A 14,841-nucleotide genomic window follows, 5' to 3' on the forward strand; every position below is an offset into this window, starting at 1 on the left:
ACCGCATTTTTTTGAAAGACCAAGAGTACATAGAAGTTTATGGAGCAAGAGTTCATAACTTAAAAAATATTGACGTAAAAATTCCACGCGAAAAATTGGTTGTAATAACAGGTTTAAGCGGCAGTGGAAAATCATCATTGGCATTTGACACCATTTATGCTGAAGGCCAAAGACGCTACATTGAGACATTTTCTGCCTACGCTCGTCAATTTTTAGGAGGATTAGAAAGACCTGATGTAGATAAAATTGAAGGCCTTTCGCCAGTTATTTCTATTGAACAAAAAACCACCAATAAAAGTCCAAGATCTACAGTTGGAACAATTACTGAAATCTACGATTTTTTACGTTTATTATTTGCAAGAGCTGCTGATGCTTATTCCTATAATACTGGAAAAAAGATGGTTAGCTATTCTGACGAGCAAATAAAAGAATTGATTTTAAGTGATTTTACAGATAAAAAAATTGCAGTTTTAGCACCTTTAATCAAATCGAGAAAAGGACATTACAGAGAGCTTTTTGAACAAATTTCCAAACAAGGCTTTTTAAAAGTTCGTGTTGATGGCGAAATCAGAGATATTGAAAAAGACATGCGTTTAGATCGTTATAAAACACATGATATTGAAGTGGTAATTGATCGATTATTGGTGAATTCTGCCTCTGAAAAACGGTTAGAAGAAACCATCAAAACAGCTATGTATGCTGGAGATAATATTATGATGGTACTTGCGATTGATGAAAATCAACCACGTTATTTTAGTAGAGAATTGATGTGTCCTGAAACCGGAATTGCATACCCAAATCCTGAACCAAACACATTTTCTTTCAACTCTCCAAAAGGTGCTTGTGAAACTTGTAATGGATTGGGAATTACCAATGAAATCAACTTGCAAAAAGTGATTCCTAATGATGCAATTTCTATCAAAAATGGAGGAATTATTCCTTTAGGAGATCAAAAAAATAGTTGGATTTTTAAACAAATTGAACACATAGCTGAGCGTTACAAATTCAAATTAACGGATGCTATCAAAGATATTCCAAAAGAAGCTTTGGATATGATTTTGAACGGCGGCAATGAGTCTTTTCAAATTACTTCTAAAACTGTTGGTGTTACCCGAAATTATAAAATTGATTTTGAAGGCATCATCTCATTCATTCAAAATCAATACAATAACGCAGAAAGCACCAGTATAAAACGTTGGGCAAATGGTTTTATGGACGAAATAACCTGTACAACTTGCGAAGGAAAACGTTTAAAAAAAGAAGCGCTTCACTTTAAAATCACGGATAAAAACATCAGTGATTTGGTGCAAATGGACATTACTGAATTAGCTACTTGGTTTGAAAATATTGAAAAAAAACTATCTCCTAAACAGCAACAAATAGCCTCCGAAATTTTAAAGGAAATTCGCACTAGAATTCAATTTTTGGTGGATGTTGGCTTGGAATATTTAACTTTAGATAGAACGTCAAAATCGCTTTCTGGTGGTGAAGCACAACGTATTCGTTTAGCAACACAAATTGGTTCACAATTAGTGGGTGTTCTATATATTTTGGATGAACCAAGTATTGGTTTACATCAACGTGACAATCAAAAACTGATTGATTCTTTGGTAAAATTACGCGATATTGGCAACTCAGTTTTGGTTGTTGAACACGACAAAGACATGATTGAACATGCTGATTATGTGATAGATATTGGTCCTGAAGCTGGAAGACATGGAGGTCAAATTGTAAGTGAAGGAACTTTTACAGAACTAAAAACACATTACACCTTAACTGCAGATTACTTGACTGAAAGAAAGAAAATTAAAGTTCCTACAAAAAGACGTGAAGGCAATGGAAAATTCATCAAACTAAAAGGTGCATCAGGAAATAATTTAAAAAATGTGTCAGTTGAGTTTCCTTTGGGAAAAATGATTTGTGTGACAGGAGTTTCTGGAAGTGGAAAATCTACCTTAATAAACGAAACCTTGTATCCTATTCTGAACGAATACATATACAAAGGTGTAAAAAAACCAATGCCTTACAAAAAAATTGAAGGTTTAGAACATATTGACAAAGTAATTGACATTGATCAATCGCCAATTGGAAGAACACCGCGTTCAAACCCTGCAACATACACCAAAACCTTTGATGAAATCAGAACTTTATTTGCTCAAACTCCTGAAGCTTCCATTCGTGGTTACAAACCTGGACGCTTTTCATTCAATGTTAAAGGCGGACGTTGTGAAACTTGCGAAGGTGCAGGAGTTCGAATTATAGAAATGAATTTTTTGCCAGATGTGCATGTAGAATGTGAAACTTGTCAAGGAATGCGTTTCAATAGAGAAACTTTGGAAGTTCGATACAAAGGAAAATCAATTGCTGATATCCTTAATATGACCATTGAAGACGCCACTGTTTTTTTTGAAAATATCCCTAAAATTCATCGAAAATTAAAAACTATTAAAGATGTTGGTTTGGGTTATATCACTCTTGGACAACAATCTACCACACTTTCTGGTGGTGAAGCACAAAGAATAAAATTAGCATCAGAATTATCAAAAAAAGATACTGGAAATACGTTTTATATTTTAGACGAACCCACAACTGGCTTGCATTTTGAAGACATTCGTGTGTTGATGGAAGTATTAAACAAACTCGCCAACAAAGGAAATACTGTATTGATTATCGAACACAATTTAGATGTCATAAAATTGGCAGATCATATTATTGATGTAGGTTTGGAGGGTGGTAAAAAAGGTGGCACAATTTTATGTACAGGAACTCCTGAAGAAGTTGCTGAAAACAAAAAAAGTTATACGGCTGCTTTTTTGAAAAAAGAATTAATTTAGACGTTTTAAAAAATCAGAATTTATGACAAATGACGACAGAAAAATAAGAGAAAGACTCCAACAAAAAACTTGGAATGAAATAAAAACAAACGATTCTTGGGCGATTTTTAAAATCATGGCTGAGTTTGTTGAAGGTTATGAAACTTTGAGTAAAATTGGTCCTTGTGTTTCTATTTTTGGATCAGCAAGAACCAAACCTGACAATCCATATTATATTTTAGCAGAAGAAATTGCTTTCAAATTAACGCAAAGTGGATTTGGAGTAATTACTGGTGGTGGTCCTGGAATTATGGAAGCTGGAAATAAAGGTGCTCACAGAGGCAAAGGTTTATCTGTAGGATTGAATATTGAATTGCCTTTTGAACAGCATGACAATCCTTGGATTGACAAAGGAAAGAGTTTAGATTTCGATTACTTTTTTGTAAGAAAAGTAATGTTTGTAAAATATTCACAGGGATTTGTGGTAATGCCTGGAGGTTTTGGAACTATGGACGAACTTTTTGAAGCCATTACCTTAATTCAAACAAAAAAAATTGGTCGTTTTCCAATTGTTTTGGTTGGTAAGAAATTTTGGAGTGGATTGATTGATTGGATCAAAGACACTTTGATTGCTGAAGGAAACATTAAAGAAGAAGATTTAAATCTTTTTAGATTGGTTGATACTGCTGATGAAGCTGTAGAACATTTCAATAAATTCTACGAGAAATACAAGTTAAAACCAAACTTTTAATGTACTTTTTAAGAAAACAGCTCGTTGTTTTTTTTGTGATTTTAAGTTCTTGTTTGTTTTCTCAAACAAGAATTAAAACACTATTTTACAATACCTTAAATTATACGATTGATATTGTAAGTCAAGAAAAAACGCCGTATTTACAAACAATTTTAGAAACTGTTCAGCCAGATTTATTCATGATTTGTGAAATAAAAAATGAGCCAGCTTCTGATTATCTTTTTGAAAATGCCATTATTCCTTTCAACGCAAATTTCAAAAAAGCACCTTACAGAATTGTGCAATCGCCTGCAAAAGATTTGTCACAAATGGTGTATTACAATTCCGAAAAACTGACTTTATTAGCAAATCAAGTTATTACGACAAACGTAAGAGACATTAATCATTACACATTTAAAATCAACACTGAAAATATAGAAATAAATCCAATCAAAATTGAGGTTTTTGTGACTCATTTAAAAGCCTCAACAGGCTTTAACAATAGAATGGACAGATTACAATCTGTTGAACGTTTTGTTGCTGAATTGGACAAATTACCTAACAATAGTAACATTTTATTCGCAGGCGATTTTAATTTTTATACCAGTAATGAAGAAGGATTTTTAAAATTAATTGACACTTCAAATTCAATCAAAATAATAGATCCTATTAATAGATTATGCCCACCTTTTCCTGAAAATGGGGTTGATTATTTTAATGAAGACAATTTTAACAATACCTATTTTTGGAACAATTCGTCATTTGCTGACGTGCATTCACAATCCACAAGATCATCACAACTAAATGGTGATGGTGCTGGAGGTGGAATGGATGATCGTTTTGATTTCATTATGATGTCCGAAAATTTAAAAACAAATTCAACACTGTATTTTGTTGAAAATAGTTACAAAACCATTGGTAACAATAAAAACTGCTACAATTCATCTGTTAATAATTTTGATTGCACTGGAGAATATTCGAAAAATTTAAGAGATGCGTTGTATTTTTTTAGTGATCATTTGCCCATTTCTTTAGAATTGGAAACTCCTGAAAATACGTTGTCAGTAACTAAAAGTGTTAATCCTATTAAATTTATAGGTTCGAATTTGGTTTCTGATTTTTTAAGTTTACATTTATCCGAAGAAATAACATCGATAATCATATACAACCAATTAGGGCAGAAGATTTTTGAAACGAAAGTTCAACAGAAAACTGAACTCAAAATTGCAACAAGTAAATTTCCAAAAGGAATATATTATTTAAAAACTGCGACTTCTAGACCGCTAAAATTTGTGAAATTATAAATTGAAAATACATCAAATCATAAAAACATTTTTTCTGTTTTGGTCCGTTTTTTCAATGGCTCAAAATAACACAATTGCCATAAAAGCAACTTTTAATCCAGAAAAAGATGAACTGAAAATTCAGCAAGAAATTGTATTTATCAACAATTCAGATTCTATTTTAAACCATATTTATCTTCACAATTGGGGAAATAGTTTTAGAGATCGAAAAACTCCTTTATCAAAAAGATTGATTAAAGATTTTAAGAAAGAATTATACTTTGCAAAACCAGATGAAGTTGGTTTTACAACCATCAAAAATTTAACGGTTGATTTTGAAAATGTTGTTTTTAATGAAGTCCCAAAACAGGCTGATATAATTGATATTCAACTAAATACACCTTTACTTCCATCAGAAAAAAAAACCATCACTATTGCATATAGTTTAAAAATTCCGGATGCAAAATTTACAAGTTACGGAAAAACAGCTATTGGCTATCACCTTCGTTTTTGGTATATGACGCCAGCCATTTATCAAAATGAATGGAAATTGATGAGCAATCTAAATACAGATGATTTATTTGAAAATACAACCGATTTTACCATCGAAATTCAAATTCCAAAACCATACGTTTTAGAGAGTAATTTGTATCAATATGAAACTAAAAATGAAAAGGATACAGACTATTATTTGGTAGGAAAAAACAAAACAAATGTTATTTTATCTATCAATAAAACGCCTCAATTAAAAACCTATAAAGTCAATGATGTTGCTATTTATACAGATATTTTAAATGATAAAATTGAAGACTCAAAATGCGTTGATATTTTGAGTCGTGAACTTCTTTTTATCGAAAAATATTTGGGAAAATATCCTCATAAAGAAATTTACATTGACAAAATTACGCAAGATAAAAATCCGATTGTAGGATTAAGTCAGTTGCCAAGTTTTATTCGTCCTTTTTCAGAGGAATTCAAATGGGATATTACCCTTTTCAAAGCCCTTTCAATTGCGTATTTAGAGAACAGAATGTTTCTAAATTTAAGAGAAGAATATTGGCTTTTAGACGGTATTCAAAATTATTTGATGATTGAATATATAGAAACGTATTATCCAGAAATAAAATTATTAGGAAAAGTTTCAGACAAATGGTATTTGAAAAATTTCAATATTTCGAAACTGAAATTCAATGAAAAATATCCATTAATTTATCAATTTGTTTCTAGGCAATTTTTAGATCAAGCTCTAGACACTCCTGTTGATTCTTTGTCTAATTTCAACAGAAAAATTGCCAATAAATACAAAGCAGGTTTGGCAATAAAGTATTTAAAAAACTATTTGGGTGACAGTATTTTAAATAGTAGCATTAAAGAATTGTATCAAGAAAAAAGCACAAAATTAATTTCAACAGCTGATTTTAGAGAGATTATCACAAAAAAAACAACCAAGAATTTAGATTGGTTTTTTGAAGATTTTATAAAAACCAATAAAAAAATCGATTATACAATTGATGATGTTTTTACCGAAAAAGACAGTATAAAAATTGCTATTAGAAACAAAAGGAATATTACAGCTCCAGTTTTATTATATGGTTTGAATGATAAAGAAATCATTTTTAAAAAATGGTTTACAAATATTGATGATACAACAACAGTGAGTATTCCCAATCAAAATATCAACAAAGTTGCATTGAATTATGAAAATACTTATCCAGAATTAAACACACTTGATAATTGGAAAAGTTTAGAGAAAAAAATATTTAACAAACCACTGAAATTCAATTTGATAAAGGATATTGACGACCCTTATTACAATCAACTTTTTTATCAACCAAATGTTAGTTATAACTTTTACAATGGCATCATTCTAGGAGTAAGAATACACAATAAACCATTGATTAAAAGAAACTTAGAAGCTTCATTTGCACCAGCTTACGCAACAAATAGTGCTTCAGTAATTGGTCAATTTTCATTGTTGTTAAATCAATATTTCGAAAAAACATCCATCTATAGAATTCGATATGGGTTATCGGGATTGACACTAGATTATGCACCTAATTTATCCTATACTTCCTTAATGCCATTTATAAATATGGAATTTAAAAGAAAGGATTTAAGAGATGCAACTTCCGAAATTTTGAGTGCAAGAATGGTACACATTGATAAGGAAGTTTTACCAAATGCCATTAAAACTGATCAAGACAATTACAGTGTTTTAAGTGTTAATTATAGCTATATAAATCCTGATATTGTTAAAGAATTTCGTTACAATTTTAGTGCTGAACTTGCTAAAAATTTCTCAAAAATAGCAGCTGATATACGTTTTCGTTCTTTAACAACTTCAGATACTCAATTAGATTTCAGACTTTTTATAGGTACATTTTTAAGCAATAAAACCACTGGAGATTATTTTAGTTTTGGTTTGGATAGAGCCAATGATTACTTATTTCAACTTAATTATTTTGGACGATCTGAAGCAACAGGGTTATTTAGTCAACAGTTTATTATTGCAGAAGGTGGATTCAAATCAGTTTTACCAACCAGATTTGCCAATCAATTCATGGCCTCATTCAACTCGAGTTTTGGACTGTGGAAATGGGTTGAGTTTTATAATGATGTTGCATTTTTAAAAAGCAGAAACTCACCCGTATTTTTTGCTTATAACAACGGAATTCGTTTAAACTTTGTTCATCAAATTTTAGAAGTCTATTTTCCATTATACTCAAACAATGGATGGGAAATTTCTAAAGGAAATTACCAAGAAAAAATCCGATTTACTTTCACTGCTGATTTAAACGCAATTTTTAGCTTCATAAGAAGAGGAGTTTTGTAAACTCAAACTAATTGATTTTTATTGTATATTTTATAACAATGCAATGGAATTTGTTATTAATATTATCATATTCTTAATTTTTATAAATATTTTTAAATATCAATTAAAATATTTTATATTTGTTGCAGTTTAAATAAATAAACATGTTGCAAGAAACAAAATCAATTACCTCTAATGAAATTTCATTCAGTGATTTTAAAAAAGAAGTTTTAAACGACTATAAAATAGCCAAAATTAGTAGAGAATGTAGTTTATTAGGCAGACGTGAAGTTTTAACAGGAAAGGCAAAATTTGGGATATTTGGTGATGGAAAAGAAGTGCCCCAATTAGCTATGGCAAAAGCCTTTAAAAAAGGCGACTTTAGATCTGGTTATTACCGAGATCAAACGTTTATGATGGCTCTTGGCGAACTTTCTGCTCAACAATTTTTTGCTGGATTGTACGCTCATGCAGACATCAAAGCTGATCCAATGTCTGCAGGAAGACAAATGGGAGGCCACTTTGCAACACATAGTTTGAACGAGGATGGAAGTTGGAAAAATCTTACAAAACAATACAATTCAAGTTCTGATATTTCACCTACTGCTGGGCAAATGCCTCGTTTGTTGGGTTTAGCACAAGCATCTAAAGTATACCGAAACGAAAAAAGTGTTCAAAAAAATACCCATTTTTCTATCAATGGAAATGAAGTTGCTTGGGGAACAATTGGAAACGCAAGTACCAGTGAAGGTCTATTTTTCGAAACTATCAATGCTGCTGGTGTGTTACAAGTACCTATGGTAATGAGTGTTTGGGATGATGAATACGGAATTTCAGTTCACGCAAAATATCAAACTACCAAAGAAAGTATTTCTGAAATATTAAAAGGATTTCAAAGAGACTCGAAACATAATGGTTACGAAATTTTTGTAGTAAATGGTTGGGATTACGTGCAATTGATGGATGTGTATCAAAAAGCAGCAAATATCGCCAGAGAAGAGCACGTTCCTGTGTTGATTCATGTTAAAGAATTGACGCAACCTCAAGGGCATTCTACTTCAGGTTCACATGAACGATATAAAGAAAAAGAGCGTTTGCAATGGGAAAAAGACCATGATTGTATTAACAAAATGCGCGAATGGATCTTAGAATTTGAATTGGAAACTCAAGATGGAGAAATTTTACGTTTTGTAGATTCTGAAGAAGAGTTAATTCTGATAGAAAAACAAGCTAAAAAAGAAGTTGCTGAAGCTAAAAAAGAAGCTTGGAATGCATATTTGAATGAAATTAAATTGGATCTTTCTAAAGTTGTTTCAATTTTAGATGATGTTGCTAAAAAAAGTAAAAATGGTGCTTTTATCAACAAATACAAATCTGATTTATCAGCACTTATAGAACCTACTAAAAAAGATGTTTTAAGTACTGCAAGAAAATGTTTACGATATTTAAAAGATGAAAATATAGCAGAAAAAACAGCTTTACAACAATTTATAAAAAATGCCATTGACATTGCTTTTGACAAATATTCATCACATTTAACAAATGAATCTTCAAAAAGTGTGTTGCATATTTCTGAAAAACTACCCAGCTATTCTCAAGAAAAAAATATAGTTGATGCAAGGGTAATCATGAGAGATAATTTTGATGCACTCCTTACAAAGCATCCCGAAATTTTAATTTTTGGGGAAGATGCAGGTTTTATTGGCGATGTAAATCAAGGCTTAGAAGGCTTGCAAGAAAAATTTGGCAACATCCGAATTTCAGATACAGGCATCAGAGAAGCTACTATTATTGGTCAAGGTATTGGATTAGCAATGCGTGGTTTACGTCCAATTGCTGAAGTACAATACTTGGATTATTTACTATATGCGCTCCAGATTATGAGTGATGACCTGGCAACACTTCGTTACAGAACTTTTGGCAAACAAAAAGCACCTTTAATTGTTAGAACTCGTGGTCACAGATTGGAAGGAATTTGGCATGCAGGTTCACCTTTAGGAGCAATCATCAATAGTTTACGAGGAATTCATGTATTGGTTCCAAGAAATATGACAAAAGCAGCAGGATTTTACAATACGTTATTAGAAGGTGATGACCCAGCTTTGGTGATTGAATGTTTAAACGGGTATCGTTTAAAAGAAGAATTACCCACCAATTTAGGCGAATTTAAAACGGCAATTGGCGTTGTTGAAACAATAAAATCAGGCTCAGATATGACTGTAGTTTCTTATGGTTCAACCTTACGTTTGGTAGAAGAAGCTGCCAAAGAATTGCAACAAGTGGGTATTGATATTGAAATTATTGATGCGCAAAGTTTATTACCTTTTGATTTGAAACACGAATGTGTAAAAAGTTTGGAAAAAACCAACAAGTTATTAGTGGTTGACGAAGATGTTCCTGGTGGAGCATCAGCTTATATTTTACAAGAAATTGTAGAGAACCAAAATGGTTATTTGTACTTAGACAGCAAACCTGCAACATTAACTGCAAAAGCTCACAGACCTGCTTACGGAACTGATGGAGATTATTTTTCAAAACCTTCAACAGAAGATATTTTTGAAAAAATATATGAAATGATGCACGAATACAATCCTTATAAATTTAAAAGATTGTATTAAAAAAATAATTTAAAATTTTGTAAATCCCAATCAAATTTGATTGGGATTTATTTTTTAACAAATCAATTATTAAAATTAGAACAAGTTTTCCTTAATTTAGACGATTCAATTTTCTAATCTATTAAACATGAAAAATATTTTACTCTTTTCATTTATTTTAGGAGTTATTTTTCCTTCTGAAATAAATGCTCAAAGAAAAAAATCTAAAGACAAAAATCAAGAAGTAATTGCAACTCCTCAAAAAAAGAAATCACCTAGTTATAGCGATTTTGTAACCAAAAATACTACATCAGATAAAGGTTTATTTACAGTTCACGAAAATAAAGAAGCATTTTTATATGAAATTCCGAAATCCTATTTTGGAAAAGAAATGCTGTTGGTAACTCGCATCAAAGAATTGCCTTCAGGATTGGGTGGTGGTTACGTAAATGCCGGCTCAAAAACAAATACTCAGGTTGTAGTTTGGGAACACTATAAAAATAAGATGTTGTTAAAAGTAAAATCATACAATGCTATTGCCAACGATTCATTGCCAATTTACAAATCTGTAAAAGCAAATAATTTAGAACCCATTATTTATGCTTTCGACATCAAAACGCAAAACAATGATTCTACTGCTGTTTTGATTGATGTAACTTCGTTTTTTTCTTCGGATGTAAAAGCGATTTCAGCATTACCAGCTTCTTATAGATCACGTTATAAAGTTCGAAGATTAGATCCATCAAGAAGTTTTATCAACAGCATTAAAAGTTATCCTGAAAATATTGAAGTGATCCAAAATTTCACATACGAAGCTGACGAACCACCAAGCAATGCTGCTGCAGGTACCATTACAATGAGCATCAATCAATCCATGATTTTATTGCCAGAAAAACCCATGATGCCCAGAATTTATGACAAAAGAGTGGGGTATTTTTCCATTGAAAACATCGATTATAGTTCAGAAGCCTTAAAATCTGATGAAAAAAGATACATCAGACGTTGGCGTTTAGAACCAAAAGATGAAGCTGCTTACAATCGTGGAGAATTAGTAGAGCCCAAAAAACAAATTGTTTATTATTTAGATCCTGCAACTCCTGAAAAATTGAGAAAATACATCAAACAAGGTGTTGACGATTGGCAAAAAGTTTTTGAAACTGCAGGATTTAAAAATGCCATTGTAGCAAAAATGCCACCAACTGCTGAAGAAGATCCAGAATTTAGCATGGAAGATATTCGTTATTCTTCTATTAGATATGTAGCAAGTACCACCAGAAATGCAGTTGGTCCAAGTGTTTCAGACCCACGTTCTGGAGAAATTATAGAAAGTGATATTATTTGGTATCATAATCATTTGCGTTCTTATAGAAATCGATATTTACTAGAAACGGGTGCTGCAAATCCATCTGCAAGAACGTTAGACACTCCTGATGAAGAAATTGGTGAAATGATGCGCATGGTTATTGCACACGAAGTTGGTCATGCACTTGGTTTGCCTCACAATATGGCTGCTAGTTTTGCCTATCCTGTAGATTCTTTACGATCAGCGAGTTTTACTCAAAAAATGGGAATTGCTGCTACTATTATGGATTATGCGCGTTATAATTATGTAGCACAACCTGAAGATAAAAATGTACGTTACATCAGACAAATGGGGCCTTATGATCATTATGCCATCAACTGGGGATATCGCAAAATTCCAAATGTTACTACTCCAGAAGAAGAAGTAAAAACTTTAGATAAATGGATTTCTGACAAAGCAGGAAATCCGATTTACAGATTTGGAGGTCAGTCTTTTGACCCTTCAGCGCAAACTGAAGGAATTGGAAATGACCAAATAAAAGCATCAACATACGGAATTAAAAACTTAAAAATTGTTGCTAAAAATTTACCCAAATGGACATCAGATAAAACCAATAATTACGAAGATTTATCAGAATTGTTTGATGAATTATTAGGCGTTTGGAGCAGATATGCAGGTCATGTTGCAGGAAATATTGGTGGCGTGTATGAATTCAATAAAAAACCAGTTGAGACTGGCGTTGTTTATGAGTATGTTTCTAAAGCAAAACAGCAAGAATCTTTGCAATGGTTGCTCAAAAATGTATTTGAAACGCAAAATTGGTTATTGGATAAAAACATCTTGGCGAATATTAATGAAAGTGGGTACACAACAAATATGCTGAATTTACAAACCCGACAATTAAATGGATTATTAAATGAATCTCGCTTAAAAAGAATGTTGGATGCATCAGTAATCCAAACAGATTTTTATCCAGTTGAAGACCTATTCAAGGATTTGAGAAATGGTATTTTTTCTGAAGCAAATTACACAAGCAATGTAGATCTTTTCAGAAGAAATTTACAAAAAGCTTTTATTGAAAAAATGGGCGATTTAATGAATGATAAAAATTTGCAAAATACTGATATTCCATCTATTGTTAGAGGAGAATTGGATACTATGAAGATTCAATTATCGATTGCAAAAAGTAGGTTTATCAACAAAATTTCTAAATATCATTATGCAGACTGTTTAGAGAAAATAAACAAAATTTTAGACCCAAAATAAACTAATTATTTTTTATCAATTTTATTCCTATTGCACAATGTAAACAGCGTTTCTTTGTGCAATAGTTGTTTTTTAACTCAATCAAAGCCTGACTTTCCATCGCATTTTTAGCTGTAATTTGTAAAGAAGAAAAAGTATCAATAATGCTGTTTTTTTCAGGTGTAATTTGTTGAATTAATCGTAAAATTGTTTCTTCATCAAAATCGGTTTTGGTCTGTAAATAGACAAACTTTAGAGGAATAATAGTATTTATCAATAATAAATCCACAAATGATTTTGTGAGTTTTTTGGCACTTTTTTTGGATGTTGTTTCAAACGTAAAATGCGTTTTCCAAAAGTCTAAAACATCTACATTAAATAATTTATAAAAATCCTCTTTTTGGTCAATTTCGATGATTTTAGAAAATAAATTTTGATGTTGATGAATCAAATTGATCAATTGTGCCAAACGAATTGTAGGAAAATTAGGAGGACGCATTCTAAAAAATTGAAAATGACTTTTATGAATGGATTGGAGCTGATGTTTGTGTTTTAAATAGTAATATTCTGTCCGCAATTGATTGTGAAAAGGAATTTCTACATCTTCATCCAAAAATCCAGCTTGTCCAAAAAGCAAGGCTGATAATTGCATTTCATCAAAACGCACTTTTTGAATTATTGAAAAATCTAAGGAAGTTGCCAATTTAAAAAAAGCTTCGCCATTTATTTTCAATCCAAAGTTTTTAGCAAGTTGCATAAAAAGTACAGCTTCAAAATCGAAATGTGTTTTTTGCAACAATTCTTTGATGAATTCAGACTTGTTTTCCAATCGTTCAAAATACAATCTTTCCAACCAATTATTCAGTAAAAATGGTTCAATTTGATGAATTTGTTGCTCACAAGGAATCCATCTTTTTGAATCATTTACAATAGAATTGTATTTGATAATCAAATCATTATCAATATAATTTTTCAATTCTAAAGTAAAAATTGGTTGATTATTTTTTGCAAAAACCTCCACATCATGTTCCCAAACAACATGTAAAATTACAGCATCGTAATTGGAATCATTTTCATGATTGTGAACATACCAATCAGACGATTTTACATGCATTTCAACATTGCCAACCCAAGTTTTATCACCAATTTTTATGTGCGCATTTAAAAAATCAGGACCAGCATTTTTATTCTGAACTCCTATTTTTAACAAAGTGATTTCCTGATTATGAACCGTTTTTAATTTCGATTTGTAAAATAACTGATATTGCCAAACGTAGTATAAAAATTCCTCTTTCATCTTTTTTTTGGTTGAAGATACTGAAAAATTTATTTCCTCATAAATATTAACAATAGAATTCAAAAAAGTAACAGAATCAAATCATCTAATTTTGCGGGAAATTTAAAAGCAATGAAGACTATAGAAAAATTACAATGGCGATATGCAGTGAAAAAATTTGATAACACTAAATTTTTATCAAATGAACAAATACAAATATTAAAAGAAGCATTTAATTTAACAGCAACTTCTTATGGATTGCAACCTGCAAAACTTTTGGTAATTCAAAATAAAGAAATTCAAAATGAATTGATGGCACATTCTTGGAATCAAAGGCAAGTTGTTGACGCTTCACATTTATTAGTAATTTGTGTTCCAAAAAGTTACAGTACAGAAGAAGTACAAAATTATTTTAATTTAGTTCAAAAAATCAGAAACACTCCTGATGAAATTATCAATCCTTTTAAAAAGTTTTTAACAGCAGAAATTGAGAAAAAAACGCAAGAAGAATTGCTTATTTGGAATAAAAATCAAGCGTATTTGGCTCTAGGAAACTTACTTACGGTTTGTGCTTTAGAAAATATCGATTCTTGTCCTATGGAAGGTTTTGTTCCTGAAAAATATGATGAAGTTTTACAATTGCATGAGCAAAACTTAACCTCAGTTTTAGTATTGCCTGTTGGTTTTAGAGCTCAAGATGATTACATGAAAGATTTGAAAAAGGTTCGAAAAAATATAGATGAAGTGGTTATAAACTTCTCATAAATCCTCAGTAAATTTGA

General features: G+C 31.1%; 8 protein-coding genes. 7 read left to right on the top strand and 1 reads right to left on the bottom strand.

Translation table 11 applies throughout. The features are described 5' to 3' along the window. The first annotated feature begins 11 nt into the window (after positions 1–11). The 6 genes from uvrA to WHA43_RS04845 all read left to right on the top strand — a co-directional run bounded on the left by uvrA (position 12) and on the right by WHA43_RS04845 (position 12,804). On the top strand, positions 12–2,834 hold the full coding sequence (gene uvrA / locus WHA43_RS04820; protein ID WP_105047295.1) for an excinuclease ABC subunit UvrA: 2,823 nt from the start codon (positions 12–14) through the stop codon (positions 2,832–2,834). A gap of 22 nt (positions 2,835–2,856) precedes the next feature. Then, positions 2,857–3,564, top strand: coding sequence for a TIGR00730 family Rossman fold protein (locus WHA43_RS04825; RefSeq protein WP_105045981.1), 708 nt, complete (start codon positions 2,857–2,859; stop codon positions 3,562–3,564). Further along, complete coding sequence (locus WHA43_RS04830; protein WP_105045982.1) at positions 3,564–4,847, top strand: T9SS type A sorting domain-containing protein; 1,284 nt, start codon at positions 3,564–3,566, stop codon at positions 4,845–4,847. Before WHA43_RS04825 ends, WHA43_RS04830 begins: the two co-directional genes overlap by 1 nt. A 55-nt stretch (positions 4,848–4,902) precedes the next feature. Then, complete coding sequence (locus WHA43_RS04835) at positions 4,903–7,659, top strand: aminopeptidase (protein WP_105045983.1); 2,757 nt, start codon at positions 4,903–4,905, stop codon at positions 7,657–7,659. A gap of 143 nt (positions 7,660–7,802) precedes the next feature. Further along, on the top strand, positions 7,803–10,256 hold the full coding sequence (locus tag WHA43_RS04840; RefSeq protein ID WP_105045984.1) for an alpha-ketoacid dehydrogenase subunit alpha/beta: 2,454 nt from the start codon (positions 7,803–7,805) through the stop codon (positions 10,254–10,256). 127 nt (positions 10,257–10,383) lie between these two features. Further along, the gene (locus WHA43_RS04845; RefSeq protein ID WP_105045985.1) at positions 10,384–12,804 is read left to right on the top strand and encodes a zinc-dependent metalloprotease; all 2,421 of its coding nucleotides are present in this window, start codon (positions 10,384–10,386) and stop codon (positions 12,802–12,804) included. A 1-nt stretch (position 12,805) separates the two neighbouring features. Here the strand turns inward: WHA43_RS04845 and WHA43_RS04850 are convergent, their stop codons facing one another. Next, on the bottom strand, positions 12,806–14,080 hold the full coding sequence (locus WHA43_RS04850) for a DUF2851 family protein (RefSeq protein WP_105045986.1): 1,275 nt from the start codon (positions 14,078–14,080) through the stop codon (positions 12,806–12,808). 111 nt (positions 14,081–14,191) lie between these two features. Here WHA43_RS04850 and WHA43_RS04855 point away from each other — a divergent pair, with 111 nt between their 5' ends. Continuing rightward, complete coding sequence (locus WHA43_RS04855; protein ID WP_105045987.1) at positions 14,192–14,824, top strand: NAD(P)H-dependent oxidoreductase; 633 nt, start codon at positions 14,192–14,194, stop codon at positions 14,822–14,824. The last annotated feature ends 17 nt before the right edge of the window (positions 14,825–14,841 follow it).

Origin of the sequence: Polaribacter gangjinensis, from assembly GCF_038024125.1 — a bacterium.
GTDB classification, from domain to species: Bacteria; Bacteroidota; Bacteroidia; order Flavobacteriales; family Flavobacteriaceae; genus Polaribacter; species Polaribacter gangjinensis.

Bases quoted from the DNA above. Each gene is read 5' to 3' on its own strand.
- WHA43_RS04825 (WP_105045981.1), top strand. From the start codon at position 2,857: ATGACAAATGACGACAGAAAAATAAGAGAAAGACTCCAACAAAAAACT.
- WHA43_RS04830 (WP_105045982.1), top strand. From the start codon at position 3,564: ATGTACTTTTTAAGAAAACAGCTCGTTGTTTTTTTTGTGATTTTAAGT.
- WHA43_RS04835 (WP_105045983.1), top strand. From the start codon at position 4,903: ATGGCTCAAAATAACACAATTGCCATAAAAGCAACTTTTAATCCAGAA.
- WHA43_RS04840 (WP_105045984.1), top strand. From the start codon at position 7,803: ATGTTGCAAGAAACAAAATCAATTACCTCTAATGAAATTTCATTCAGT.
- WHA43_RS04845 (WP_105045985.1), top strand. From the start codon at position 10,384: ATGAAAAATATTTTACTCTTTTCATTTATTTTAGGAGTTATTTTTCCT.
- WHA43_RS04850 (WP_105045986.1), bottom strand. From the start codon at position 14,080: ATGAAAGAGGAATTTTTATACTACGTTTGGCAATATCAGTTATTTTAC.
- WHA43_RS04855 (WP_105045987.1), top strand. From the start codon at position 14,192: ATGAAGACTATAGAAAAATTACAATGGCGATATGCAGTGAAAAAATTT.